Genomic DNA, 26,343 nt, shown 5'->3' with positions numbered 1-26,343 from the left:
GAGGGCGCATCAGTGCGTGAGGATTTTGGAAAGGAAGTCCTTGGCCCGGTCGCTGCGCGGGTTCGCGAAGAACTCCTCCGGCGCGGCCTGCTCGACGAGCTGGCCGTCGGCCATGAACACGACACGGTCCGCCGCGTGCCGGGCGAAGCCCATCTCGTGCGTGACGACCACCATGGTCATGCCCTCTTTCGCCAGCGAGGTCATCACGTCCAGAACCTCGCCGACCATCTCCGGGTCCAGCGCGCTGGTCGGCTCGTCGAAGAGCAGCGCCTTGGGCTGCATGGCGAGCGCCCGCGCGATCGCGACACGCTGCTGCTGGCCGCCGGAGAGCTGAGCCGGGTACTTGTCGGCCTGGTTGGCGATGCCGACCCGCTCCAGCAGGCTCATGGCCCGGTCGCGGACCACCGCGGCCTTCTCCTTACGCACCTTGATCGGGCCCAGCATGACGTTCTGCAAGATCGTCTTGTGCGCAAAGAGGTTGAAGGACTGGAAGACCATACCGACTTCGCTGCGCAGCCGGGCAAGGGCACGGCCCTCCGCCGGCAGCGGTTGCCCGTCGAAGATGATCGTGCCGGAGTTGATCGGCTCCAGCCGGTTGATGGCACGGCACAGCGTGGACTTCCCGGACCCAGAGGGTCCGATAACGACCACCACCTCGCCACGCGCGACAGACAGATCGACGTCCTGTAGCACGTGCAAGGGGCCGAACCACTTGTTGACGTTCTCAAGGACGATGAGAGCTTCGCCTGTCACTCCTGGTCCATCCGCTCGTTGTCGGTTCACTCGAATGGACACACCCTATGGGGCGCTCAGTATCGGATTGTGTCGAGAATGGTCACGGAGCGGTAACACAGCTGATGGGCTGGGAAAGGGGTCAGGACCATGGAGTTTATGGCGGGCGGCCCGTGGAACTGGTGCATCGCCGAACGGATCGATCCCGGTCGAGTGATGGGCGCTCTGGCCGGCGCTCTGGGGCGGCCGGTGCACGGTCTGGTCCCCGGCGCTGATCTGCTCTGCGACGTCTACCACGTCGGCGGGGACTTCCCCACCGTGATCGACATTTACATGACGCCGGACGGCGTCGCCGAGGAGACCATCGCGAGCGCCGTCGCGGTCCGGCTCCGCGCCGCGGTCCTGCTTCCCGACGACACCCTCAATCCGACGCGGTACGTGCTAGCCGAACCCGACGGCAGCTTGCGGGCCGTGCACGTCGAGGAGCGCGAGACCGACGACGGCCCGGAGCGGCGGCACGCCCGGCCGTGCACCGGAGGCGACCCCGCCTGTGCCTCGTCGGCCGGCTGTGACCGTTCGCGGTGGAAACCCGACCCGACACCGGAGCGGCCCGCCGCGGCGTAACGGGTAGCCTGGTCAATTGCCATGACTACCGAAACGCAGGGCGCCCCGCGCACCTATGATGTGCGCACCTACGGCTGCCAGATGAACGTGCACGACAGCGAGCGGATCTCCGGGCTGATGGAGGACGCCGGCTACGTGCGCGCCGCCGGCACGGACGCGGCGGACGTCGTGGTCTTCAACACCTGCGCGGTCCGCGAGAACGCCGACAACCGCCTCTACGGCAACCTCGGCCACCTGCGCCCCACCAAGCTCAAGAACCCCGGCATGCAGATCGCGGTCGGCGGCTGCCTCGCTCAGAAGGACAAGGGCGACATCGTCAAGAAGGCGCCCTGGGTGGACGTCGTCTTCGGCACCCACAACATCGGGTCGCTGCCGGCCATGCTGGAACGCGCCCGGCACAACGAGGAGGCGCAGGTCGAGATCCTCGAGTCGCTCGAGGTCTTCCCCTCCACGCTGCCGACCAAGCGCGAGTCGACGTACGCCGGCTGGGTCTCCATCTCGGTGGGCTGCAACAACACCTGCACCTTCTGCATCGTCCCGGCGCTGCGCGGCAAGGAGAAGGACCGCCGCCCCGGCGATATCCTGGCCGAGGTCCGCGCCCTGGTGGCCGAGGGCGTCCTCGAGGTCACCCTGCTCGGGCAGAACGTGAACTCCTACGGCGTCGAGTTCGGCGACCGGCTCGCGTTCGGCAAGCTGCTGCGCGCCACCGGCGAGGTGGAGGGCCTGGAGCGGGTCCGGTTCACCAGCCCGCACCCGAAAGACTTCACCGACGACGTGATCGCCGCGATGGCCGAGACGCCGAACGTGTGCCACTCGCTGCACATGCCGCTGCAGTCCGGCTCCGACCGGGTGCTCAAGGCGATGCGCCGCAGTTACCGCCAGGAGAAATACCTGGGCATCATCGAGAAGGTCCGGGCCGCCATGCCGGACGCCGCGATCACCACGGACATCATCGTCGGCTTCCCCGGCGAGACCGAGGAGGACTTCGAGCAGACCCTCGAGGTCGTCCGCCAGGCCCGGTTCTCCACCGCCTTCACCTTCCAGTACTCGATCCGTCCCGGCACCCCCGCCGCGACCATGGCGGATCAGATCCCCAAGAAGGTCGTCCAGGAGCGTTACGAGCGGCTGCTCGCCACGCTCGAGGACATCACCTGGTCGGAGAACAAGAAGCTGGTCGGCGAGAAGGTCGAGGTTCTGGTCGCGGTCGGCGAGGGCCGCAAGGACGAGCACACCGGCCGGATGAGCGGCCGGGCCCGTGACGGCCGGCTGGTCCACTTCGCCACCGGCGGCCTCACCCCCCGCCCGGGCGACCTGATCGAGACCGTGGTCACCTATGCGGCTCCGCACCACCTCAACGCCGACGGCGACCCGCTGAGTCACCGCCGGACCCGTGCGGGTGACGCCTTCGAGGCCGGCCGGACCCCCAAGCTCAAGGGTGTCTCGCTGGGCCTGCCCACCATCGGCGCGCCGGCGCCGCTGCCGCCCGCATCCGAAGGGTGCGCCCTGTAGGACGACCGGCCCTGCTGGACGACCGACGGAGGGCGTTGGACCGGCCGGACCAACGCCCTCCTTCGTTCAACTCGTGATCAGTTCGCCTGCTCGGCCAGAGCCAGGAACTGCCTCTTCGAGGCGAGCGCCTGCTCGGCCTCCTTGATCCGGCGGTTGTCGCCGGCCGCCTTCGCCCGCTCCAGGCGCTGCTCGGCCTCGGCGACCTGCTCGCGCATCTGGCGCAGCAGCGGGTTGTCCTGCGGGGTGGTCTTGCGCCACGCCGAGTCCATCGCCACCCGGATGCGCTCCTCGGCGTTCCGCCAGCGGCGGTCCAGCGAGGCGGAGGCCTCCCGGGGCACCCGGCCGGCCTCGTGCCAGGCGGCCTGGGCGTCGCGGAGCTTGTTCTGCGCGGCGCGGGCGTCGGCGTCCACGTCGATCGCCTCGAGCTCGGCGAGGATGGCCTGCTTCTTCTCCAGGTTGCCCTGGTATTCCGCGTCGCGGGCGGAGAAGACCTCGCTGCGGCGGGTGAAGAACGCGTCCTGAGCGGCCCGGAAGCGTTCCCAGAGGCGCTGCTCGGCCTCCTTGGCAGCGCGCGGCGCCGCCTTCCACTCGGTCATCAGGTCCTTGAGCCGGTTGGCGGTGCTCGACCACTCGGTCGACTCGGCCAGGGCCTCGGCCTCCTTGACCAGATCCTCCTTCGCGGTCTGCGCCTGCTTGCGTTGACCGTCGAGGGTGGCGAAGTGGGCGCCGCGGCGGCGGGTGAAGCCGTCACGGGCGGCGGCGAAGCGCTTCCACAGCTCGCCGTCGGTCTTCTTGTCGACGCCGCGGATGGTCTTCCACTCGTCGAGGATCTCCTTGAGCCGGTCGCCGGCCGTCTTCCACCCGGTGGCGTCGGCAGCGATCTTCTCCGCTTCCTCGACCAGGGCGTTCTTGCGGGCGAGCGCCTCGGTGCGGGCGACCTCGCGGGCGGCGCGGGCCTCACCGGCCTTCTCCTCGGCCAGGGCGGCGAGCCGGTCGAGCCGGGCCACGAGGCCGTCGATGTCGCCGACCACGTGGGCCTCGTCGAGCTGGCTCCGCAGCCGCTTCACGCTGCTCTGCGAGTGGGCCGCGTCGGCCGCGCCCGACTTGAGGCGAGCCTCGACGAGGTCGACCTCGGTCACCAGGTCGGCGAATCGCCGGGCGAAGTGGGCGAGCCCTTCCTCTGGGGTGCCCGCCTGCCAGGAGCCGACCACACGGTCGCCCTCGGCAGTCTTCACGTACACGGTGCCGTCGGCATCCACGCGCCCGAAGGCCGTCCAGTCGTTCATGAGCTCATCCTCGTCCTCCCGGCGTCACCGGCCGTCCGGGCCGGTGGCCGCCGCCATAGCGCAGCCTGAATGCCAACTTCTCACTGGCATTCTTTCTCGCGCATTGTCACAGGTCCAACCCGGTCAGGGGAAAGCTCCCGCCGACGACCGTGACACAACGGTGTCCTACGGTTGGTTCGTGCCGTTCCGGACAGGTCAGCGAGTGGTCACCGTCGTGGGCCCGACCGCGGCCGGGAAGTCGGCCCTGAGCATCGCTCTCGCCCACGAGCTCGGCGGTGAGGTCGTCAACGCCGACTCCATGCAGCTCTACCGCGGCATGGACATCGGGACGGCCAAGCTGACCGCGGCCGAGCGCGAGGGCGTACCCCATCATCTGCTCGACATCTGGGACGTGACCGAGCCGGCCGCGGTCGCGGAATACCAGCGGCTGGCCCGCGCGGCCATCGACGACATCCTCGGCCGGGGCCGGGTGCCGCTGCTGGTCGGCGGGTCCGGCCTCTACGTCCGGGCGGTCCTCGAGGACTTCGAGTTCCCCGGCACCGACCCGGTGGTGCGGGCCCGGCTGGAGGAGGAGCTGGCCGCGGTCGGACCGGGTGTCCTGCACACCCGTCTCGGCGAGCACGATCCGGCCGCCGCCGCCAAGATCCTGCCGAGCAACGGCCGTCGCATCGTCCGCGCACTGGAGGTCATCGAGCTGACCGGGCGGCCGTTCACCGCCAGCCTGCCGGACCCCCGGCCGGTCTACGAGTCCGTGCAGATCGGCGTCGACCGCGACACCGCCGCGCTGGACGAGCGGATCGCGCTGCGGGTCGACCTGATGTGGGAGGCCGGCCTGATCGACGAGGTCCGCGGGCTGGACGGCATCCGGGAGGGCCGGACCGCCTCCCGGGCGCTCGGTTACCAGCAGGCGCTGGCCCAGATCGACGGCGTGCTCACCGAGGAGCAGGCCCGGGCCGACACGGTCCAGGGCACCCGCCGGTTCGTCCGCCGCCAGCGCTCCTGGTTCCGCCGCGATCCCTCGATCACCTGGCTCGACGCTACGGACCCGAAGCTCGTGGCGGACGCTCTGGGTCTTGCGGGATGATGGGCCCGTGCGTTTTACCAAGGGTCACGGAACCGGCAATGACTTCGTCCTCCTGCCCGACCTCGACGGCGAGCTGGAGCTGACGCCCGGGTTCGTCGCGGCGCTCTGCGACCGCCGCCGGGGAATCGGCGGCGACGGCGTGATCCGGGTGGTGCGCAGCGCCAAACACCCCGAGGCCGCCGGCTACGCCGGCGAGGCCGAGTGGTTCATGGATTATCACAACAGTGACGGCTCGGTGGCCGAGATGTGCGGCAACGGCCTGCGCGTCTTCGTCCGCTATCTGCTGAGCAACGGCCTCGCCACGCCCGGCCCGGCGGGCCTGCCGGTGGCGACCCGGGCCGGGGTGCTGGTCACCGTCGTCAGCGACGACACGATCAGCGCGCGGATGACACCCGCCAGGGTGTACGCGGGCAGCACCGCCACCATCGGAGCCCTGACCGTCCCCGGCGTCGCGGTGGACACCGGGAACCCGCACCTGGTCTGCGGCCTGCACGACGGCGTCAAGCTGTCCGCCCTCGACCTGACCAGGGCTCCGCTGCACGACGCGGCGCTCTTCCCGGCCGGGGTGAACGTGGAGTTCGTCGAGACCGCCGAGCCCGTCGACGGCCTGGACCTGCACGTCCGGATGCGGGTGCACGAGCGCGGCTCGGGCGAGACCGAGTCGTGCGGCACCGGTGCGCTGGCGGTCGGCGCGGTGGCGCTGCGCGACGCGGGCCTGGCGGCCGGCTCGGTGGCGGTGGACGTGCGGGGCGGCCGGCTCGTGGTGACTCACGACACCGACGGCGACTGGTGGCTGGCGGGGCCGGCGGTGCTGGTCGCCGACGGCGAGGTCGATCCGGCGGCGCTGGTCTGATGCTGCATCGCGTCGCGCACCGCGGCTATTCCACGGTGGCTCCGGAGAACACGCTGCCCGCCTTCGCCGCCGCGCTGCGGGCCGGTGCCACCCTCGTCGAGTTCGACGTGCGGGTGACCCGGGACGGCGTACCCGTGGTGATCCACGACCGCACGGTGAACCGCACCACGAACGGCAGCGGCCGGGTGTGGGACCTGACCGCCGACGAGATCGCGACGCTGGACGCCGGCTCGTGGTTCGGCGCCGGGTTCACCGGCCTGCGGGTGCCCACCCTGAGTGAGACCCTGGACCTGCTGGCCGCCGGCCCGGCCGAGCTGCTCGTCGAGATCAAACCGCCGGCCACGCTGGACGAGGTCAAGTCGATCGTGGCGCAGCTCGCCCACCGGGACCTGCTGGACCGCTCGGTGGTGCAGAGTTTCGACGCCGATGTGCTGCGCAAGGTCCGTGACGTGGCCCCCGACGTCCGGCGCGGGCTGCTGCTCTTCCGGTTCGACGCCGAGACCGTCGAGCTCTCCCGAGAGCTGGGCGTGACCTACTGCAACCCGCCGGTGGCCGACGTGCTCCACGACGCGGAGACGATGGCCGCGCTCAGGGCCGCGGGCGTCGGCGTGATGCCCTGGACCCCCAACGACATGGCCGGGTGGCGGCCGCTGGTGGACGCGGGGGTGGCCGGCCTGATCACCGATCTGGTCGGCGAGCTGACCGGCTGGGTCAACGCCGCCTGAGGCCGGCTTCGCCGTGCGACGCCGGCGAGAGAAAGACCTCTTGCGGGGGTACGGGCACGCGTGGCCCGTACCCCTCGATGTCTTTAGAAGGTCGTCTCAGGGGCCTGGTCGAGCTCGGCCTCCGGCGCCGCCGCCGGGTTCGCCGGGACGGGACCGCCCCGCACGACCGCGCGGATCGCGGCGGCCACCGCCGGGGTGACCCGGGGGTCGAAGACGCTCGGAATGATCACGGTGGGGTTGAGTTTGTCCTCGCCGACGACGTCGGCGATGGCCCGGGCGGCCGCGAGGGCCATCTCCTCGGTGAACTCCTCGGCGCTGGCGTCCAGCATGCCGCGGAAGACACCCGGGAAGGCCAGCACGTTGTTGATCTGGTTGGGCTGGTCGGAGCGCCCGGTCGCGACGATCGCCGCGTGCTTGCGGGCCTCTCGCGGGTCGACCTCCGGGTCCGGGTTGGCCATCGCGAACACGATCGACTTGTCCGCCATCTTCGCGATGTCGTCGCCGGTGAGCAGGTTCGGCGCGGAGACGCCGATGAAGACGTCGGCGCCGACGATCGCGCCGGGCAGGTCGCCGGAGTAGTTCTCCTTGTTGGTGTGCTCGGCCAGCCACTGCATCGACTCGTTCAGGTCGGGCATGCCGCGGTGCAGGGCGCCCTTCCGGTCGTAGGCGATGATGTCACCCACACCCTGCCGCATCAGCAGTTTCATGATCGCGGTGCCGGCCGCGCCGGCGCCGGAGACCACCACCTTGACGTCCTGCATCCGCTTGCCGACCACCCGCAGGGCGTTGGTGAGCGCCGCCAGCACACAGATCGCGGTGCCGTGCTGGTCGTCGTGGAAGACCGGAATGTCCAGCAGTTCCTTCAGCCGCGCCTCGATCTCGAAGCACCGCGGCGCCGCGATGTCCTCCAGGTTGATGCCGCCGTAGGCCGGCGCGATCGCCTTGACGATGGCCACGATCTCGTCGGTGTCCTGCGTGTCCAGCACCACCGGCCAGGCGTCCACGCCGCCGAACCGCTTGAACAGCGCGGCCTTGCCCTCCATCACCGGCATCGCCGCGGCCGGCCCGATGTTGCCCAGGCCGAGCACGGCCGAGCCGTCGCTGACCACGGCCACCGTGTTGCGCTTGATGGTGAGCCGGCGGGCGTCCGCCGGGTTCTCCGCGATCGCCATGCAGACCCGCGCCACACCCGGGGTGTACGCCCGGGACAACTCGTCACGGTTACGGAGAGCGACCTTCGATGACACCTCGATCTTACCGCCCAGGTGCAGCAGGAACGTCCGGTCGGAGACTTTGCGGACGTCGACGCCGTCCTGGTCCTCGAGCTGCTTGACGACCTGGTCGGCGTGCGCGGCGTCCGCGGTGTCGCAGGTCAGGTCGACCACGACGTTGGTGGCGTCGGAATCCACCACGTCCAGTGCCGTCACGATCGCCCCGGCTTCACCCACACAGGTGGTGAGCCGTCCGATGGACGAGGCGTCCGCGGTTACGGCTATACGGATCGTGATCGAGAATCCTGCGCTCGGCAGGCGGGTGGTCACCACGGTGTTCCTTCCGACGTTGGTGGGTGAGCTAAGGCATTGTCGCTCGTGGGGAATGTTCGATCCGCGTGCGGTGGTTACCGGTGAGTCACACGGGGATATGTGGATGCGCCGGTCGTCATGACGTGCCACGCTTGGCGGAGGAGGTCACTTTTGCGAAACACGTACCAGACACCCGTCCTTGACGAGCTGGATCCCACCACCGGGGACCTGGAGCTCGAGGAGCGGCACTCGCTCAGGCGGGTGGCCGGTCTTTCCACCGAGCTGACCGACGTCACCGAGGTCGAGTACCGGCAGTTGCGACTCGAACGAGTCGTTCTCGTCGGGGTGTGGACCGAGGGCAGCGTCGAAGACGCCGACAATTCACTGACTGAGCTGGCGGCCCTCGCCGAGACCGCCGGCTCCCAGGTCCTCGAGGGCCTGATCCAGCGCCGCAGGCAACCCGACGCGGCCACCTTCATCGGCAGGGGCAAGGTCGATGAGCTCCGTGACGTGGTCATCATGACCGGCGCCGACACCGTCATCTGTGACGGCGAGCTGTCTCCGTCGCAGTTGCGCAAGCTCGAGGAGCAGGTCAAGGTCAAGGTCGTCGACCGGACCGCGCTGATCCTCGACATCTTCGCCCAGCACGCGAAGAGCCGGGAGGGCAAGGCCCAGGTCGAGCTCGCCCAGCTTCAGTACCTTCTGCCGCGACTGCGCGGCTGGGGTGACTCGCTGTCCCGCCAGGGCGGTGGCGCGGGCGGTTCCGGGGGCGGCGGCGTCGGCACGCGTGGTCCCGGTGAGACCAAGCTGGAGACCGACCGGCGGCGGATCAACACCCGCATCGCCAAGCTGCGGCGCGAGATCAAGGCCATGAAGACGGTCCGGGAGACCAAACGCTCCCGTCGCATCGCGAACGGGGTCCCGGCCGTGGCGATCGCCGGTTACACCAACGCCGGCAAGTCCAGCCTGCTCAACCGCCTGACGAGCGCGGGTGTGCTGGTGGAGGACGCGCTGTTCGCCACCCTCGACCCGACCACCCGGCGGACCGCCGCGGAGGACGGGCGGGTCTTCACGCTCTCCGACACGGTCGGGTTCGTCCGTCACCTGCCGCACCAGATCGTCGAGGCGTTCCGCTCGACGCTGGAGGAGGTGGCCCAGGCCGACCTGGTGGTGCACGTCGTCGACGGCGCGCACCCCGACCCGGAAGGCCAGCTCAGCGCTGTCCGGGAGGTGCTCGGCGAGGTCGGTGCCGACCGCATCCCCGAGCTGCTGGTGATCAACAAGGTGGACGCGGCCGACGAGGAGACCGTGCTGCGGCTGAAGCGGGCCTGGCCGGAAGCGCTCTTCGTGTCCGCGCGCTCCGGCGCCGGCATCGCGGAACTGCACAAGGCCATCGCCGACCGGCTGCCCCGCCCCGCGGTGGAGCTCCGGGTCCTGATTCCGTACGACCGGGGTGACCTGGTGGCCCGGGTGCACCGGTCCGGTCAGGTGCTCCAGTCCCGGCATCTGGACGACGGCACCGAACTCCTGGTCCGCGTCGACGAACACCTGGCCGCCGAACTCTCCGACCATCAGTGCTGATCGGAAAAACAATTCGGACTTCCCGGGTACACCGGTCAGCGTTGATCCACACGTAATACCAGCAGGGGACGTCGCGTGCGACACTGTTCGGATGCGGCGTCTCCTGTTCCCAACCATCGTGGCCATGGGTCTGGTAATGGTTGGCTCCTCCAGCGCGTCCGCCGAGGACCCGACGCCCGCGCCGACGGTCAGTGCGAAAGCGACTCCCGGCAAGAAGCTCTGCAAGGTCGAGGACGAGCGGCTGGACGAGATCTCCGGCGTGGTCGTGACCAAGGACGGCTTCATCGTCGTCAACGACGGCACCGATCCGGAAGACAAGGCGCGCGAGCAGATCTTCTTCCTCGACCGCGACTGCAAGGTGACCAAAACCGTGCCGTTCAGCGGGGCCGGCCCGGCCGACCCGGAGGACATCGTCCTCGCGCCCGACGGCAAGACGCTCTGGGTCGCCGACATCGGCAACAACGGTGCCCGTCAGTCACCGGCCAACCCGCGCCCGACCGTCGCCCTCTGGAGCATGTCGGTCGACGGCAAGAAGCAGGTGCTCTACCGGCTCAGCTATCCGGAGAAGGACAGCCACGACGCCGAGGCGCTGATCTTCAACGGTGACGGCACCCCGCTCATCGTGACCCGCGAGATCGGCAAGCCGGCCGGCATCTACCAGCCCACCGCGGCGCTCAAGGCCGACGGCACCACGCCGCTGAAGCGTGTCGGCGAGATCACCCTCGCGGCCACCGAGACGCCCGGTAACCCGGTCGCCCGGCTCGGCAACAAGACCATCACCGGCGGCGCGGTCACGCAGGACCTGACCAAGGTGGTGCTGCGCACCTACACCGACGCCCTCGAGTGGGACGTGACGGGCGGTGACGTGCTCGCCGCTCTGAAGAAGGAGCCGCGCACCACCGGCCTGCCCAACGAGACGCTAGGCGAGGCGATCTCCTACAGCACCGACGGCAAGCTCTTCTACACCATCTCGGACATGAGTGGCGACGAGAAGACCGCCAACAACATCCGGGAGTACACCCCGAACACCACCGTCGCGGTCAAGTCGACGAAGTCGAGCGGCTCCGGCGGCGGCGACTCCTGGTACTCGGATCTCAGCGTCGACGACGTCACCTACATGGTCGGTGGGGTCGGCCTGCTGGGCCTGATCCTGGTGGGCGCCGGTGTCTTCGGGATAATGCGCTTCCGCCGGTCACCGAAAGGCTTCACCGGTGACGACGACGACCTCTCCGGTGGCGGCCTGAACACCGACGACCCCGAGACCGAGCTGATCGGGGTCGGGGGCCTCCCGCAGCGCAGTGCGGCCTACGCCGCCGGCCGCCCTGGAAACGGTCCGGTCTACGGAGCCCAGTCCGGCCCGCCGTCCGGTGGCCCATCGTCCGGTGGCCCGCCGCCCGCGGCCCCGCCGCGTGCCAACGGTGGCGGTCCCGGCGGCCCGCAGTACGGCCGGCCCCCCGGCGCGCCGGCGCGCGGTCCACAGCAGTCTCCGGCGCGCAGTCCGCAGCAGCCCGCTCGTGGTCCGCAGCCTGTTCGCGGTCCGCAGTCGGCCCCGGGTCGCGGTGGTCCACAACAGGCTCCCGCCCGTGGCCCGCAGCAGTCTCCGGCCCGTGGTGGCCAGCAGTCTCCGGCCCGTGGCCCGCAGCAGTCTCCGGCCCGTGGTGGCCAGCAGCAGTCTCCGGCCCGTGGTCCGCAGCAGCAGCAGGGTCGAGGCGGCCAGCAGCAGTCTCCGGCCCGTGGTCCGCAGCAGCAGCAGGGTCGAGGCGGCCAGCAGCAGCCTCCCGCCCGTGGTCCGCAGCAGCAGCAGGGTCGAGGCGGCCAGCAGCAGGCTCCGGCGCGTGGTCCGCAGCAGCCCGCTCGTGGCCCGCAGCCCGTCCGTGGTCCGCAGTCGGCCCCGGGTCGCGGTGGTCCGCAGCAACCTCCCGCCCGTGGCCCGCAGCAGCAGCCTCCCGGTCGTGGCGGCCAGCAGCAGGCTCCGCGTGGGCCTCAGGGACAGAAGGCGCCGCGTTCCCCCGGGGTGTATGGAGGCGGGGGCGGCCGCCCGCCGGCGCCTGACGACCACTGACCACAGGTCACGACCAACGATGCAGGCCGGTTCCGCTCAACCAGCGGGGCCGGCCGCATCGTTTCGGTCGCCGTGTTGTCAGCCCCGGCGACCGGCCCGGACGTCGTTCAGCGCTGCCGGGCCGGACGCTGTTCGGACAGCCGGGCCGGAGCGCTGGGCCGGGCGTCGTTCAGCGCTGCCGGACCGGACGCTGTTCGGACAGCCGGGCCGGAGCGCTGCGCCGGGCGTAGTTCACGCGTCGCCCGGCCGGACGCCGGGCCGAACACGGTGCCGGACGCCGTTCGCACCGCTGGTCGCACGCGGCGCGGGACCGTTGGGTCAGACGCGGCGCAGGACCGCGACCACGCGGCCCATGATCGTCGCGTCGTCGCCGGGGATCGGGTCGAACGCCGGGTTCGCCGGCATCAGCCAGACGTGCCCGTCGCGCTGGCGGTAGCTCTTCACGGTCGCCTCACCGTCGATCATCGCGGCCACGATGTCGCCCGCCTCGGCGGTGGGCTGCTGGCGCACGACCACCCAGTCGCCGTTGCAGATCGCCGCGTCGATCATCGAGTCGCCCTTGACTTCCAGCATGAAGACCTCGCCCTCGCCGACCAGCTCGCGCGGCAGCGGGTAGAAGTCCTCGACGGCCTGCTCGGCGAGGATCGGGCCACCGGCGGCGATGCGGCCCACCAGGGGCACATAGGCCGGCTGCGGCCGGGCCGCCCGCAGCGACTCGTCGTCGACCATCTCGCCGGGCACCCGGACGTCGACGGCCCGCGGGCGGTTGGGGTCGCGCCGCAGGTAGCCCTTGCTCTCCAGGGCCTTCAACTGGTACGCCACGCTGGACGGCGAGACCAGGCCGACCGCCTCGCCGATCTCACGGACGCTGGGCGGGTAGCCGTAGCGCTCCACCCAGTCACGGATGAACTCGAGGATCCGCCGCTGCCGTGCGGTGAGGTCGGAGGCGACCACTTCAGGGACGTGACCGACCGGTGTGACGGCACGTAACTGCGGCGCGTCCGAACCGCGGGAACGGCTCGGCGCGCGACGCCGGACGCTCTCGGGCTTCCTCGTCTGATGCTGCTGTCGGCTGGTCCGGTCTTCGGTCGACACGTCCGCCCTCCCTGTCGGCCAGTGCCTCAACGGCACGTGGTGCGTCGCGGAGCCGGCGACGCCGTGGGGATGGCGTGCGTCCGGCTGACCCCTCTTGCGGAAAACCTAATGTGCAGGTCCGGCATATTCAAACATCTGTACGAGATTTTCCCGGCGTGTCGCTCCATGGTGCTCGACTTCCGTACCTCTGTTCTGATAGACCGTCGTACGGGCGTTCTATCGAACGGGTGTCCGAGAGAGGGGCTGTCATGTCGGTCAGTGGTGTGCGACACGCCTCGGCGCCGGTGCGCCTCACCCGCCGTGGCCGGGTGGTGCTGCTGGGCCTGTTCTTCGTCCTGGTCGCCATGGCGAACGTGGTGCTCTTCACCCTCGCCTCGCAGGCCTGACCGGCCCTCCCGGGTGTCCCGGGTTGATCTCCGTCGGGTGTGCTGCCCGATTCTCCGGCGCGTCGTGCGGCCCGTTGCGGGCGCGGCGCGTGATGGTGTCATCACCTGGGGTGGTGAGGCGCGAAATACGGCGCGTCGGCACACGGGTGAACTTGCATCGGCGTCCGTCGGGGCCTAGCGTCTACCCCAACATCTAGTGGTTACACGGATGTAAGTCGTCCACAGGTTGGGTTTCCTTCTCTCCTGGTTATCCACATGTCATCCACAGCGCCACCGATTGTCTCGACAACGGTTCCGCTGCGTTTCGGCATGTCCACCAGTCCTCGAGAAGGTGCCGAAGGGAGATCACGGTGCGCTGCCCGTACTGTCGCCATGCTGATTCGCGCGTGGTCGACTCGCGTGAGGCCGACGACGGGCAGTTGATCCGTCGCCGCCGGGCGTGCCCCGAGTGCGGCAAGCGTTTCACCACCGTCGAGGAGGCGGTTCTCGCGGTGGTCAAACGCAGTGGCGTGACCGAGCCCTTCAGCCGGACGAAGATCATGAGCGGGGTGCGCAAGGCCTGCCAGGGCCGGCCCGTCGACGAGGACTCCATCGCGAAGCTCGCGCAGCGCGTGGAGGAGACCGTCCGGGCCCGCGGCGCCGCCGAGATCCCCAGCCACGATGTGGGCCTGGCGATTCTCACGCCGTTGCGTGAGCTGGACCAGGTGGCTTACCTCCGGTTCGCCAGCGTGTACAAGTCGTTCGACTCTCTCGACGAATTCGAGAAGGAGATCACCGCGCTGCGCGAGGCCGGCCCCGTCCGGGAAACCGGGACGCGACACGCCGTCGCGCCACGGTCCACCGGACGCGCGCCCAAGCTGAACAGCTGAGGCGCCGCCCGGCCGGTGGCCTCAGTACAAGGCACTTCTTACCGACACACCTGTAGCGGTACCTACGAGGGGGAGCACATCCATATGGCCGGAGACGGCATCACTGCAGGTCGCCAGCGCAGCCGGACCAACGGCGGCAACGGCGCGGCGGCCGGGGGGCTGCGAGTGGAGCGGGTCTGGACGACCGAGGGCGTTCACCCGTACGACGAGGTCGAGTGGGAACGCCGCGACGTCGTCATGACGAACTGGCGCGACGGCTCGATCAACTTCGAGCAGCGCGGCGTGGAGTACCCCTCGTTCTGGAGCGTGAACGCGGCGAACATCGTCACGACCAAGTACTTCCGTGGCGCGGTGGGCACTCCCGACCGGGAGTGGTCGCTCAAGCAGCTGATCGACCGGGTCGTCCAGACGTACCGCAAGGCGGGCGAGGACTTCGGCTACTTCGCCACCCCGGGCGACGCTGAACTCTTCGACCACGAGCTCACCTGGATGCTGCTGCACCAGGTCTTCAGCTTCAACTCGCCGGTGTGGTTCAACGTCGGCACCAAATCACCGCAGCAGGTCAGCGCCTGCTTCATCCTCTCGGTCGACGACTCGATGGATTCGATCCTCGACTGGTACAAGGAAGAGGGCCTGATCTTCAAGGGCGGCTCCGGTTCGGGTGTCAACCTGTCCCGGATCCGGTCGTCCAAGGAACTGCTTTCCTCCGGCGGCACGGCCAGCGGCCCGGTCAGCTTCATGCGCGGCGCCGACGCCAGCGCGGGCACCATCAAGTCCGGCGGCGCCACCCGGCGCGCGGCGAAGATGGTCATCCTCGACGTGGACCACCCGGACATCGAGGAGTTCGTCACCACCAAGGCGCGCGAAGAGGACAAGATCCGCGCGCTGCGGGACGCCGGCTTCGACATGGACCTGGGCGGCGCCGACATCGTCTCCGTCCAGTACCAGAACGCCAACAACTCGGTGCGGGTCAGCGACGAGTTCATGCGCGCGGTCGAGGAGGGCACCGACTTCGCCCTGCGTGGCCGTCTGGACGGCGAGGTCATCGAGACCATCGACGCCCGGAAGCTGTTCACCGGCATCGCCAAGGCCGCCTGGGAGTGCGCCGACCCGGGCCTGCAGTACGACGACACCATCAACGACTGGCACACCAACCCCGAGACCGGCCGGATCACCGCGTCCAACCCGTGCTCGGAGTACATGTCGCTGGACGACTCGTCCTGCAACCTCGCGTCGCTCAACCTGATGAAGTTCCTCAAGGCCGACGGTGGCTTCGAGGTGGAGAAGTTCGTCAAGAGCGTCGAGTTCATCATCACCGCGATGGACATCTCGATCTGCTTCGCCGACTTCCCGACCGAGAAGATCGGCATCACCACGCGGGCATACCGTCAGCTCGGCATCGGTTACGCGAACCTCGGCGCACTGCTGATGGCTTCGGGTCTGCCGTACGACTCCGAGGGTGGCCGTAGCGTCGCGGCGGCGATCACCTCGCTGATGACCGGTACCGCCTACCGCCGCTCGGCCGAGTTGGCCGGCGTCGTCGGCGCCTACGACGGTTACGCCCGCAACGCCGAAGGCCACCAGCGCGTCATGCGCAAGCACGCCGCGGCCAACGACGAGGTCCGCCCGCTGGGCGCGGTCGCCACGGAGATCCTCCGCGAGGCGACCCGCCAGTGGCAGACCGGCAACAAGATCGGCGCCAAGAACGGCTGGCGGAACGCGCAGGCGTCGGTGCTCGCGCCGACCGGCACCATCGGCCTGATGATGGACTGCGACACCACCGGCATCGAGCCTGACCTCGCCCTGGTCAAGTTCAAGAAGCTGGTCGGCGGCGGCTCGATGCAGATCGTCAACCAGACGGTTCCGCGTGCGCTGCGCAGCATCGGCTACCCCGAGGAGCAGGTCGAGGCGATCGTCGAGCACATCGCCGAGCACGGCAACGTCGTCGACGCGCCCGGCCTCAAGCCGGAGCACTACGCCATCTTCGACTGCGCCATGGGTGACCGGGTGATCGCCCCGATCGGCCACGTCCGGATGATGGCCGCGGTGCAGCCGTTCATCTCGGGCGCCATCTCCAAGACGGTCAACATGCCGGAGACGGCGACCGTCGAGGAGATCGAGGACATCCACTTCCAGGGCTGGAAGCTGGGCCTCAAGGCGCTCGCGATCTACCGCGACAACTGCAAGGTCGGGCAGCCGCTCTCCGCCGGCAAGGGCAACAAGGCCGCGGCGGCCGAGGAGAAGGTGGCCGAGGAGACCAAGGCGGTCGAGAAGATCATCGAGAAGGTGATCGAGTACCGCCCGATCCGCAAGCGGCTGCCGAAGAAGCGCCCGTCGGAGACGGTGTCCTTCTCGGTCGGCGGTGCCGAGGGCTACCTCACCGCGTCGTCCTACCCGGACGACGGCCTCGGCGAGGTCTTCCTCAAGATGTCGAAGCAGGGTTCCACCCTGGCCGGCGTGATGGACGCCTTCTCGGTGGCGATCTCGATAGGGCTGCAGTACGGCGTCCCGCTCGAGACGTTCGTCAGCAAGTTCACCAATATGCGCTTCGAGCCGGCCGGTATGACCGACGACCCGGACGTGCGCATGGCGTCCTCGGTGATGGACTACATCTTCCGTCGCCTGGCGCTGGACTTCCTGGACTACGACACCCGCGCTGAGCTGGGCATCTTCACCGCGAAGGAGCGCCTCGCGCAGGCGCAGGCCGAGGCGGCCGCCGACGCCGCCGCTGTGGACATGACCGGCATGGCCGCGTCCGCTCCGGTCTCCGCCCCGGCGGGCTCGTCCAGCGTCACCGTGGCTGAGGTGAAGGCCGCGGCTGCCCCGGAGAAGGCGGCACCGGCGACGGTGGGCTCCTCCACCGAGCTGCTGGAGATCAAGACCGGTCACGCGTCCGACGCGCCGCTCTGTTTCACCTGCGGCACCAAGATGCGCCGCGCCGGAAGCTGCTACGTCTGCGAGGGTTGTGGCTCCACCTCCGGCTGCAGCTGAAGCCCGGGGAAGGTCACGAGTGTCCCGGTGAGTGACTCCTAAACGGAGCCACTCACCGGCATCGCTCCGGTGAGCTCCGTGACAGATGCCTCCCACCCGAATCCCGGGTGGGAGGCATCTTGCCGTCGGGCGCGCGGGCGACGGGCGAGGGTGGACGCACGGTGCTCAGCCGAGCCGGACGCTCCGCAGCCCGCCGACCGGGTCCTCGGTCGGCCCCGCCGAGCGTGCCGCCAGCGGCCGCGGGCATCGGTCGCCCCTCGTCGCATCCGCTGAAACGGCGAACGCCCGGCCCCGTGCAGGGGCCGGGCGTTTCATCGTCGACGGGGTCAGACGTTCGACCAGCGGGTGACCTGGCGGTTCTTCGTCACGTGGCGACCGGGAACCCAGGTCCGGCCCTTGCGGTGGCGCGCGAAGTGGCCCGGCTCCCAGACCCGGACCGACTCCTTGACCGTCCGCCGGGTCTGCCAGCGCTCCGCGGTGACGGTGCGGCCGTCCGACTGGGAGACGATCACCCGGCGGACCTGCCACATCCGGCATTCCCGCGAGGTGGGGCTCTTCGCGTGGCACAGGTGCGCCTGCCTGGCCCGGTACGGGTTGCCGGTGCCGGGCCACTCCGGGTGCAGTGTGGCGCGCATGGCCTCGTACCAGTTGTGAGCCATCTTGCGGTAGCCGAACGCGTTCGGGTGGTGCCGGTCGTAGATGTCCAGCCCGGTGACGGTGGACTGGTCGACCAGGTGCACCTGGGGGCCCTTGGCGCGTACCAGGCCGGGGATGAGCGCGTTGTAGGCCCGGTTGGCCGCGACCTCCGAGCCGACCGCGGTGCCGATGATCGTCGCGACGTAGACCTGCGCGTCCGGCACCCGTGTGCGGACCCGGTCGATCAGGGCCGACAGCTTGCCGGCGACCGCTGCGGGGTCCTCGGACCGGGTGATGTTGTTGGTGCCGGCGTGCAGCAGCACCACGTCGGGCTCGGACTCGGCGAGCCGGTGGTCGACCTGCGCGGCGATCTGGTCGACGGTCCAGCCGCCCCGGCCCTCGTGGTCGAGGTCACCGCCGTCGCCGTCGCTCTGGGAGCCGACGAAGTCGGTGGTGACTCCGGCCTCCCGCAGGCGGCGCTGAAGGTCGATGCGGTACCCGCTCCTGCCCGGCGAGCCGACGCCGACCGTGATGCTGTCGCCCAGCGGCATGATCCGCAGCGGTGCCCCCCATGAGGTGCCCGGCCGGTCGGGTGTCGACGGTCCCGCCAGCGCGGGGGTTGCCGTGCCGGTGCAGAACAGGAGCCCTGCCATCGAAGCCGCGATCGTGCCGAACCGGGAACGCCTCATCTGTGCCCATCCTGGAGTGCCGATGTCTACGACAAGGCACTTCGGCGGGCCCGTGAAGGCGATGAGGGGCTAGGCGTGGGTTGCCCTCGGTTCGCAACCGAAGGCCAACTCGACCGTCGATCGGGCCCCGAACGGTCTAGCGGTGCTCGGCGAGGAAGTCGGTGATCACGCCGGCCAGCACGGTGGGCTGTTCGATCACCATGGCATGCGACGCGTCGGCGAGGCTCAGATGACGCAGGTGCGGCACCGCCCGCGCCTGCTCGATCAGGTAGCGGCGGTGGGCGGCGTACAGATCGGCGAACGGCTCCTGTTCCGGGAGGTCGCGGGTGGCCAGGACGATCAGCTCCGGGCAGGTCGTGGCGGCGTAGACCGGGCCCAGGTCCAGCTCGTTCATCGCGGTGCGGAGCTGAGCGGTCAGGGCGGCCGACGGACGGATCGAGGTTTCGCCACCGGCGTGGACCAGGTTGCGCCGGAAACCCTCGACCCACACCTTCTCGTTGGCGCCCATGTCGCGGGCCGCCATCTGCTGACGCTCCACCAGGTCGGGCAGCTGGTCGGCGGGGATCACCTGGCCGGCGGCCTCCTGCATGGTGTCGAAGATCGCGTGCAGGCGGGCCAGTTCGCCCACCGCCTTCTCCGGGTCGAGGCCCGGAAGGTGGCCGGGCCGGGTCGGCGGGGGATTGCCGTCGAGGTTGACCACGCCGGGGGACTCGGGGTGCCGCTGGCCCCAGAGGGCGGCCAGCATGCCGCCGAGCGAGTGGCCGACCACCGCGGGCCGGTCGAGCTCGAGCTGGACGCAGACGGCGGCGAGGTCGCCCAGCGCCGCGTCCCACGTCCACGGGCCGTCGCTGGAGCGGCCGTGCCCGCGCAGGTCGACGGTCACCACCCGGTGCCGGGGGCGCAGAGCCCGGGCCAGGGCGGTCATGTGCGCCAGGTTGCCGCCGGCGCCGTGCAGGAGCAGCAGCGGCGGCTCGTCGCCGCCGAAGTCGCGCACGGCGAGCTGGATGCCACCTGCGTCGAGCAGTCGGTCGTTGATCATGGGGACTCCTCGGTGGGCGGGGTGTTCCGAAGCCGGTCACGGACAGCGGAGACGGGCACGCCACCGTCCGGATGGCGGGGCAGGCGGCCGCGGCGGACCAGGTCGTGCACGCCCTGCCGGCTGATGCCGAGCATCGCCCCGGCGGTCGCATAGGAGACCGAGGCGGCGTAGGGGTGACCGACCCGGCGGACCACGATCTGGCCGAGCGGGGTGCGCCACCAGTCGGCGGGCGGAGCGAACGCGTGATCGTCGGGATAGAGCGTGCCGATCAGCCGGGCGATCACGTGGACCGCCGCGGCGTCGTCACCGCCCTGGAGCGTCTCGGCCCACTCGGCGACCCGGCGCCGGAGCAGCACGCGCACCGCCCCGGACGGCTGGTCGTCGTCGAGCAGGATCTCGAGCGGGTCGAGCAGGCGGTTGTCGAGCAGCCTGAGAAGCTGCTCGGTCAGTCCGCTGGTCGCACCCATGCGCCCATCCTCCAAGTACTTGACACCGGCCGTCAAGCGGAACCGGCTAGAGTGCCCGTGTGAAGCGTCTTCCGCTGGCGCCACGCGCTCTCACCGAGCCGCATCCGGCCCGCCTGGCGCCCGGCCATCCGCGCCGCGCCGCGATCCTCGCCGCGCACGCCGCCGCTCTCGCCGCGGACCAGTCCGGTTACCTCGACCCCGACTCCGGGCTGTTCGTCCTGACCGCGGGGTTCCTGGCCGCCCGGGGCACCTGCTGCACCCGCGGCTGCCGTCACTGTCCGTACGTGGACGACCCGTGATGGCCCTCTTTCGCGAACGTCCCGGGGCCAGTACGGTGTGTGCGCCCGCCCCGGGAAGGATCACTAGTGACCACGCGTCTGGCCGTTCTCGGCGCCGCCGTGCTGCTCGCGCTGTCCGGCTGCACCAGCCCTCCCGCGGAGCCCGCCCCGGTCGTGCCCTCCGCGCCGGCGGACGATCTGGCCGAGTTGCCCGCCGCGTCCGCGGGCGGCGCCTGCATCCTGTGGGATTACGACTTCATCGAGCAGAAGATCGGCATCCGGTTCGCGGTGGCCGCCGCGGACCAGGTGGAGGACACGTCGTCCTGCGTGGTGCAGACGATGAACGCGGCCTGGCCGGACCTGTCGCTCTCGGTGGTGGAGACGACGACCGCGAACGCCGAGGTCTTCCTCGACGAGCGGATGCCCGAGAAGGCGTCGAAGCTGACCGGGCTGGGCGGCGCCGGTTACCGGTTGAACACGAACGCGGCCGGTGAGCACGGCCCCACCGTGGAGATCGGCTGGCTCAGCGAGGCCAAGCAGCTTCAGACGCTCCGTTTCACCTTTCCGAAGGGCGCCACGGCGGCCGACGTGAAGGACATGAACGCGAAACTGCTCGACCTCGCCAAAGCGCTGAGCACGACCTGACGGGTCAGCGGGCCGCGACGAACACCCGGGACGCGACCTCACGCGGTAGCCGGATCTTGTCGCCGGCGCTGCCCACGGTGACGCCGTCACGCTCCTGCGCCACGGTCACCGTCGTCCCCGGGTTGATGCCGGCGGCGTGGAGCTGCCGCAGCACGTCGGAGTTGGACTGGACGCTCTCACAGATGCGGCGGATGACGACGCTCCCGCTCAGGCCGGGGAAAGCGAGGTTGCGCTCACCCTGGGTGAGGATCTCGGCGGTGTCGTCGAGAGCGCCGAGCTGTTCGAGGCCGGGGATCGGGTTGCCATAGGGCGAGCGGGTCGGCTGGTTGAGCAGGTCGTAGACCCGCTTCTCGACGGCGTCGCTCATCACGTGCTCCCACCGGCAGGCCTCCTCGTGGGCCTCCTCGTAGGGCATCCCGATGACGTTGACGAGGAGCAGCTCGGCCAGACGGTGTTTGCGCATGACGGCGATGGCGCTGCTGCGGCCCAGGTCGGTGAGCACCAGGTGGCGATCACCCTCGACGGTGAGCAGGCCGTCACGCTCCATCCGGGCGACGGTCTGACTGACCGTGGGACCGCTCTGGTGCAGGCGCTCGGCGATGCGGGCGCGGAGTGCGGGCACCCCTTCCTCTTCGAGCTCGAGGATGGTGCGCAGGTACATCTCGGTGGTATCGACGAGATCGTTCACGATGCGGTCCTCCCAGCAGCGATAATACCGCGTTGCGGGGGGTTGGCCGCCGCGCCGGACAAGTGCCAGGAGACCCTACCCGACGGCGAAACAGGTGTGCTAACCACGCGGCGTCCACGACCGGGGGACAGCGTGGGCGTGGCAGCATGACGTCATGGCGGACGAAACGACGGCGGTGGTCTGGGACAGTGCCCTGCTCGGGTACGACATGGGTGATCATCCGCTCAATCCGGTGCGGGTCGAGCTGACCATGGCGCTCGCCCGGGAGCTGGGCGTTCTGGACCGCCCCGGCGTCCAGATGATCGTCCCGGGGGTGGCCAGTGAGATCGATCTCACCCGGGTCCACCGCCCGGACTACCTGGAAGCCGTCCGGCTCGCGCCGGTCGATCCGTTCTTCACCGGCTGGGGACTGAACACTCCGGACAATCCCGTTTTCGACGACATGCACGAGGCCTCGGCCCGGATCTGCGGCGCCACCCTGGCGGCGGTCCAGGCGGTCTGGCACGGGTCGGCCCGCCGGGCGGTCAACGTGTCGGGCGGTCTGCACCACGCCATGCCGGCCCGGGCCGCCGGGTTCTGCGTCTACAACGATCCGGCCGTGGCGATCGCCTGGCTGCTGGAGAACGGCGCTCAGCGGGTCGCCTACATCGACGTGGACGTGCACCACGGTGACGGGGTGCAGGCTGTCTTCTACGACGATCCGCGGGTGCTCACGGTGAGCCTGCACGAGACGCCGCTGGCGCTCTTCCCGGGCACCGGGTTCGCCGACGAGACCGGTGGGCCGAACGCCGACGGCACCGCCGTCAACGTGCCGCTGCCCCCGGGCACCGGCGACGCCGCCTGGCTGCGGGCCTTCCACGCGGTCGTGCCGTCGGTGGTCCGCGCCTTCGCTCCGGAGATCATCATCAGCCAGTGCGGCGCCGACGCGCACCGGGTCGATCCGCTCGCCGATCTGCGGCTGTCGGTGGACGGCCAGCGGGCCGCCTACATCGCCATGCGGCAGTTGGCCGACGAGGTCTGCGACGGCCGCTGGGTGGCCACCGGCGGCGGTGGGTACGCGCTGGTCGAGGTGGTTCCCCGGGCCTGGGCGCATCTGCTCGCGGTGGCCACCGGCGAGCCGCTCGACCCGGCGACCCCGACGCCCCGGCAGTGGCGCGTCCTGGCCGCGGCACGGCGTCCGGGGGATACCATCCCGGAGACGATGACCGATGGATCCGAGCCCTTCTGCACGCCGTGGCCGGGCACGAGCGAGGACCCGGTGGACCGGGCCATCCTCGCCACCCGGACGGCGGTCTTCCCGCTGCACGGCCTGGACCCGCACGATCCCAGGGACTGACCATGGAGCGCAGCGCAGACGTCCTGCTGTCCGACGGCACCGCCGTGCACCTGCGCCCGATCCGGCCGGAGGACGCCCCGGCCATCGTGGACTTCCACTCCCGGATGAGCGACCGCACCCGTTACCTCCGCTACTTCTCGCCCTATCCGCGGATTCCGGAGCGCGACCTCCAGCGGTTCGTGAACGTCGACCACCGCGACCGTGAGGCGTTCGTGACCGTCGCCGACGGTCGGATCACCTCGGTGGGCCGTTACGAGCGGCTCGGCCCGGACTCGCCGGACGCCGAGGTCGCGTTCGTGGTGGAGGACGCGCACCAGGGCCGGGGGATCGGCTCGGTGCTGCTGGAGCATCTCGCCGACGCGGCCCGCGAGCACGGCATCACCCGGTTCGTCGCCGAGGTGCTCCCGGAGAACAGCGGCATGCTGCGTGTCTTCGGTGACTCCGGCTACCAGGTGCAGCGCAAGTACGCCGACGGCGTGGTCCATCTGGGCTTCCCGATCGAACCGACCGAGAAGTCCCGTGAGGTGCAGGAGTCGCGCGAGCACCTCACCGAGGCCCGGTCGATCGCCCGGCTGCTGTCGCCGCGGGGGATCGCCATCTACGGCGCCAGCGCCACGGGCCACGGCATCGGCGCGCACATCCTGGGCAACCTGCGCGACGGCGGCTACACCGGTGAGGTGGTGCCGGTGCACCCGTCCGCCGAGCGGGTGGCCGGGCTTCGCGCGTACCGGAACGCCTCGGAAGCCGGTGTCCCGATCGACCTGGCCGTGATCGCCGTGCCGGCCGACCGGGTCGCGGAGGCCGGCCGGGACGCGGCCCGCGCCGGAGCCGGTGGCGGCGTGGTGGTCTCGGCGGGCTTCGCCGAGACCGGCCCGGAGGGCGCGGCGCGGCAGCGCGCCCTCGTCGAGGCCGCGCGGGCGGCGGGCTTGCGGGTGGTCGGCCCGAGCAGCTTCGGCATCGCCAACACCGACCCGGAGGTACGGCTGAACGCCACCCTCTCGCCACGGCTGCCGATGGCCGGGCGGGTGGGCTTCTTCAGCCAGAGCGGCGCCCTCGGCGTCGCCCTGATGGCCGAGGCGGACCGCCGTGGCCTGGGCCTGTCCAGCTTCGTGTCGGCCGGCAACCGTGCCGACGTCTCCGGCAACGACCTGCTGCAGTACTGGCAGGACGACCCCGGCACCGACGTCGTGCTGCTCTACCTGGAGACCTTCGGAAACCCGCGCAAGTTCGCCCGGCTGGCCCGCCGGATCAGCCGGGTCAAGCCGGTGGTGGCGGTGGCCGCGGCGACCCGCCCGCCCGGCCTGGCCGGCAACGCCCCCGGCCCGGACGCGAACGCGGTGACCGCGCTCTTCGCCCGCTCCGGCGTGATCCGGGTGGACACCGTCCAGGAGCTCTTCGACGTCGGCATGCTGCTCGCCCACCAGCCGTTGCCGGCCGGCCGCCGGGTCGCCGTGGTCGGCAACTCGTCGGCGCTGGCCGAGCTCGCGGTGGTCGCCTGCCGTGCCGCCGGGCTGGTGGTGGCCGACGGCTACCCGCGAGACACGGGCCCGGAGGCGGGCGCCCACGACCTGGCCGACGCGCTCGCCGACGCGGCGGTCGACGATGCCGTGGACGCGCTGATGGTGGTCTTCGCGCCGCCGATGCCGGGCCGGCACGCCGACGAGGACGCCGACTTCACCGCCGCGCTCGCGAGTGTGGCCCTGGCCGGTGAGAAACCGACCGTGGCGACGATGGTCTTCGGTCAGGTGCCGCCGCGGGTGCCCGCCTACCCCTCGGTCGAGGAGGCGGTCCGGGCGCTGTCGCGGGTGGTCGGTTACGCCGACTGGCTACGCCGTCCGGCCGGGGTGATGCCGGCGCTGTCCAACCTCGACCCGGTGGCCGCGGAAGCCGCGGTGGCGGCGGAGTCGCCGACCGGGCTGCTCGGCGCCTACGGGATCCGGGTGGTGCCCTCCACCCTGGCCGACAGTGCGGACACGGCCGTCGCGGCCGCTGCTGAGCTGGGCTATCCGGTCGCGCTCAAAGCGGCCGGAGGCGCCTTGCGGCACCGTATCGATCTCGGCGCGGTGCGCCTCGCCCTTTCCGGAGAGGATGCGGTACGCGCGGCGTACGGCGAACTGGCCGGCGCCTTCGGCCCGGACGTCCTGGTGCAGACGATGGTGCCGCCGGGTGTCGCCTGCACGGTCGAGATGGTCGAGGACCCGGCGTTCGGCCCGGTGATCGGATTCGGTCTGGGTGGTGTCGCCAGCGAGTTGCTGGGTGATTTGGCCTGGCGCGCCGCGCCGCTCACCGACCGGGCCGCCGAGGCGTTGGTGGACGAGCCCCGGGCGGCCCCGCTGCTGCACGGTTACCGCGGTTCCACCCCGGTGGACCGGGCCGCTCTGACCGACCTGCTGCTGCGGGTGGGCCGCCTTGCCGACGAGCACCCGCGGGTCCGGTCGCTGACGCTGAACCCGGTGCTCGCGCGGCCGGACGGCTGGTCCGTGCTGCACGCGGCGGTCGAGTTCGGCGACCCGGGCGCCCGGCCGGACACCGGCCCCCGCCGGCTGCGCGGCGTCTGAGCACGTGCTCGTGGCGCCGGCCGCACCGGACAACATGGCCGGTCGCCGCCGGCGCCACGAGGGCGCCGTCGATGACCGGCCGTTTCAGGTACGGGTCAGGAGGCGTAGGCCTCGAGACGGGAGGCACGCTCCGGGTCACGCAGCTTCAGCATGGTGACCTTCTCGATCTGGCGGATCCGCTCGCGGCTGAGGCCGAACTCGCGGCCCACCTCGTCGAGGGTGCGCTGGCGGCCGTCGTCCAAGCCGAAGCGCAGCCGGATCACCGCGGACTCCCGCTCGGACAGGGTGGCGAGCACGATCTCCACCTCACTGCGCAGCTCACCCGTGGTGTGGCCCTCGCCGGGCACGTGCGGGCCGACGGCGGCGACGAAGTCACCGAGCGCGCTCTCGCCGTCCTCGCCGACGGCCTGGTCCAGGCTGACGGGCTCGCGGTCGTACGAGATCAGCTCGATGACCTGGAACTCGGGCACGTCCATCGCCTTGGCGATCTCGGCGATGCTCGGCTCGCGACCGATCGAGGCGGCCAGGTCGCGGCGGCAGCGGACCATGCGGTTGACCTGCTCGACCATGTGCACCGGGATGCGGATGGTGCGGGCCTGGTCGGCCATGGCGCGGGTGATGGCCTGCCGGATCCACCAGGTGGCGTACGTGGAGAACTTGTAGCCCTTGGTGTAGTCGAACTTCTCG

At 70.7% G+C, this 26,343-nt stretch carries 23 protein-coding genes; 14 read left to right on the top strand and 9 right to left on the bottom strand.

Features of this window, described 5'->3' with window-relative positions; all coding sequences use genetic code 11:
• Positions 1-9: 9 nt before the first annotated feature.
• Positions 10-753 carry an amino acid ABC transporter ATP-binding protein gene (locus QLQ12_RS02790; RefSeq protein WP_282756933.1) on the bottom strand — a complete coding sequence of 248 codons (744 nt, stop codon included), beginning with the start codon at positions 751-753 and terminating at the stop codon, positions 10-12.
• 129 nt (positions 754-882) lie between these two features.
• Between QLQ12_RS02790 and QLQ12_RS02785 the strand changes: the two genes are divergently transcribed.
• Positions 883-1,356 carry a hypothetical protein gene (locus QLQ12_RS02785; RefSeq protein ID WP_282756932.1) on the top strand — a complete coding sequence of 158 codons (474 nt, stop codon included), beginning with the start codon at positions 883-885 and terminating at the stop codon, positions 1,354-1,356.
• 21 nt (positions 1,357-1,377) lie between these two features.
• Positions 1,378-2,865 carry a tRNA (N6-isopentenyl adenosine(37)-C2)-methylthiotransferase MiaB gene (gene miaB / locus QLQ12_RS02780; RefSeq protein WP_282756931.1) on the top strand — a complete coding sequence of 496 codons (1,488 nt, stop codon included), beginning with the start codon at positions 1,378-1,380 and terminating at the stop codon, positions 2,863-2,865.
• A gap of 77 nt (positions 2,866-2,942) precedes the next feature.
• On the opposite strand, the gene QLQ12_RS02775 is transcribed toward miaB, so the two are convergent.
• Positions 2,943-4,151, bottom strand: coding sequence for a DUF349 domain-containing protein (locus tag QLQ12_RS02775; protein WP_282756930.1), 1,209 nt, complete (start codon positions 4,149-4,151; stop codon positions 2,943-2,945).
• 160 nt (positions 4,152-4,311) lie between these two features.
• On the opposite strand from QLQ12_RS02775, the gene miaA reads away from it, so the two are divergent.
• The 3 genes from miaA to QLQ12_RS02760 are packed head-to-tail and all read left to right on the top strand — an operon-like array spanning position 4,312 to position 6,813.
• Positions 4,312-5,235: a tRNA (adenosine(37)-N6)-dimethylallyltransferase MiaA gene (gene miaA / locus QLQ12_RS02770; RefSeq protein WP_407651395.1), complete on the top strand. Its 924-nt coding sequence runs from the start codon at positions 4,312-4,314 to the stop codon at positions 5,233-5,235.
• Positions 5,236-5,242: 7 nt separating this feature from the next.
• A complete protein-coding gene (dapF, locus tag QLQ12_RS02765) occupies positions 5,243-6,088 on the top strand; it encodes a diaminopimelate epimerase (protein WP_282756928.1) in 846 nt (281 codons plus the stop codon).
• On the top strand, positions 6,088-6,813 hold the full coding sequence (locus tag QLQ12_RS02760; protein WP_282756927.1) for a glycerophosphodiester phosphodiesterase: 726 nt from the start codon (positions 6,088-6,090) through the stop codon (positions 6,811-6,813). Before dapF ends, QLQ12_RS02760 begins: the two co-directional genes overlap by 1 nt.
• 83 nt (positions 6,814-6,896) lie before the next feature.
• On the opposite strand, the gene QLQ12_RS02755 is transcribed toward QLQ12_RS02760, so the two are convergent.
• A complete protein-coding gene (locus QLQ12_RS02755) occupies positions 6,897-8,357 on the bottom strand; it encodes an NAD-dependent malic enzyme (RefSeq protein ID WP_282756926.1) in 1,461 nt (486 codons plus the stop codon).
• A 117-nt stretch (positions 8,358-8,474) separates the two neighbouring features.
• Here QLQ12_RS02755 and hflX point away from each other — a divergent pair, with 117 nt between their 5' ends.
• Both hflX and QLQ12_RS02745 read left to right on the top strand, forming a co-directional pair.
• Positions 8,475-9,917 (top strand): GTPase HflX, encoded by a 1,443-nt coding sequence (gene hflX, locus QLQ12_RS02750; RefSeq protein WP_282756925.1) that lies wholly within the window; start codon positions 8,475-8,477, stop codon positions 9,915-9,917.
• A 124-nt stretch (positions 9,918-10,041) separates the two neighbouring features.
• Complete coding sequence (locus QLQ12_RS02745) at positions 10,042-11,979, top strand: hypothetical protein (RefSeq protein WP_282756924.1); 1,938 nt, start codon at positions 10,042-10,044, stop codon at positions 11,977-11,979.
• A gap of 318 nt (positions 11,980-12,297) precedes the next feature.
• Here the strand turns inward: QLQ12_RS02745 and lexA are convergent, their stop codons facing one another.
• Positions 12,298-13,074 (bottom strand): transcriptional repressor LexA, encoded by a 777-nt coding sequence (gene lexA / locus QLQ12_RS02740; RefSeq protein WP_282756923.1) that lies wholly within the window; start codon positions 13,072-13,074, stop codon positions 12,298-12,300.
• Between the two features lie 248 nt (positions 13,075-13,322).
• Here lexA and QLQ12_RS02735 point away from each other — a divergent pair, with 248 nt between their 5' ends.
• The 3 genes from QLQ12_RS02735 to QLQ12_RS02725 all read left to right on the top strand — a co-directional run bounded on the left by QLQ12_RS02735 (position 13,323) and on the right by QLQ12_RS02725 (position 17,320).
• Positions 13,323-13,460, top strand: coding sequence for a hypothetical protein (locus QLQ12_RS02735; RefSeq protein WP_282756922.1), 138 nt, complete (start codon positions 13,323-13,325; stop codon positions 13,458-13,460).
• Positions 13,461-13,810: 350 nt separating this feature from the next.
• A complete protein-coding gene (nrdR, locus tag QLQ12_RS02730; RefSeq protein WP_282756921.1) occupies positions 13,811-14,329 on the top strand; it encodes a transcriptional regulator NrdR in 519 nt (172 codons plus the stop codon).
• Positions 14,330-14,413: 84 nt separating this feature from the next.
• Entirely contained in the window at positions 14,414-17,320 is a 2,907-nt protein-coding gene (locus QLQ12_RS02725; protein ID WP_282756920.1) for a vitamin B12-dependent ribonucleotide reductase, read from the top strand.
• Positions 17,321-17,646: 326 nt separating this feature from the next.
• On the opposite strand, the gene QLQ12_RS02720 is transcribed toward QLQ12_RS02725, so the two are convergent.
• The 3 genes from QLQ12_RS02720 to QLQ12_RS02710 form a co-directional block, all read right to left on the bottom strand.
• Positions 17,647-18,645, bottom strand: a complete 999-nt coding sequence (locus QLQ12_RS02720) for an SGNH/GDSL hydrolase family protein (protein ID WP_282756919.1) — start codon at positions 18,643-18,645, stop codon at positions 17,647-17,649.
• 136 nt (positions 18,646-18,781) lie between these two features.
• Positions 18,782-19,684, bottom strand: a complete 903-nt coding sequence (locus tag QLQ12_RS02715) for an alpha/beta fold hydrolase (protein WP_282756918.1) — start codon at positions 19,682-19,684, stop codon at positions 18,782-18,784.
• Positions 19,681-20,151: a MerR family transcriptional regulator gene (locus tag QLQ12_RS02710; protein ID WP_282756917.1), complete on the bottom strand. Its 471-nt coding sequence runs from the start codon at positions 20,149-20,151 to the stop codon at positions 19,681-19,683. Before QLQ12_RS02710 ends, QLQ12_RS02715 begins: the two co-directional genes overlap by 4 nt.
• A 59-nt stretch (positions 20,152-20,210) precedes the next feature.
• Between QLQ12_RS02710 and QLQ12_RS02705 the strand changes: the two genes are divergently transcribed.
• Positions 20,211-20,450 (top strand): DUF5522 domain-containing protein, encoded by a 240-nt coding sequence (locus tag QLQ12_RS02705; RefSeq protein ID WP_282756916.1) that lies wholly within the window; start codon positions 20,211-20,213, stop codon positions 20,448-20,450.
• Between the two features lie 66 nt (positions 20,451-20,516).
• Positions 20,517-21,074 carry a hypothetical protein gene (locus QLQ12_RS02700; protein ID WP_282756915.1) on the top strand — a complete coding sequence of 186 codons (558 nt, stop codon included), beginning with the start codon at positions 20,517-20,519 and terminating at the stop codon, positions 21,072-21,074.
• Between the two features lie 4 nt (positions 21,075-21,078).
• Here the strand turns inward: QLQ12_RS02700 and QLQ12_RS02695 are convergent, their stop codons facing one another.
• Positions 21,079-21,765, bottom strand: coding sequence for a metal-dependent transcriptional regulator (locus tag QLQ12_RS02695; RefSeq protein ID WP_282757326.1), 687 nt, complete (start codon positions 21,763-21,765; stop codon positions 21,079-21,081).
• 151 nt (positions 21,766-21,916) lie between these two features.
• Between QLQ12_RS02695 and QLQ12_RS02690 the strand changes: the two genes are divergently transcribed.
• Together QLQ12_RS02690 and QLQ12_RS02685 are read left to right on the top strand one after the other, a co-directional pair.
• The gene (locus tag QLQ12_RS02690; protein WP_282756914.1) at positions 21,917-23,098 is read left to right on the top strand and encodes an acetoin utilization protein AcuC; all 1,182 of its coding nucleotides are present in this window, start codon (positions 21,917-21,919) and stop codon (positions 23,096-23,098) included.
• 2 nt (positions 23,099-23,100) lie between these two features.
• Positions 23,101-25,656 carry a bifunctional acetate--CoA ligase family protein/GNAT family N-acetyltransferase gene (locus QLQ12_RS02685; protein WP_282756913.1) on the top strand — a complete coding sequence of 852 codons (2,556 nt, stop codon included), beginning with the start codon at positions 23,101-23,103 and terminating at the stop codon, positions 25,654-25,656.
• A 95-nt stretch (positions 25,657-25,751) separates the two neighbouring features.
• Here QLQ12_RS02685 and QLQ12_RS02680 read toward each other — a convergent pair.
• The coding region (locus tag QLQ12_RS02680) for a sigma-70 family RNA polymerase sigma factor (RefSeq protein ID WP_282756912.1) at positions 25,752-26,343 on the bottom strand (592 nt) is incomplete at its 5' end.

Origin of the sequence: Actinoplanes sandaracinus (assembly GCF_030009775.1) — a bacterium.
Classification (GTDB): Bacteria; Actinomycetota; Actinomycetes; order Mycobacteriales; family Micromonosporaceae; genus Actinoplanes; species Actinoplanes sandaracinus.
The sequence above is the reverse complement of the archived record's forward strand: the minus strand, read 5'-3'. Positions and strand labels throughout refer to the sequence as shown.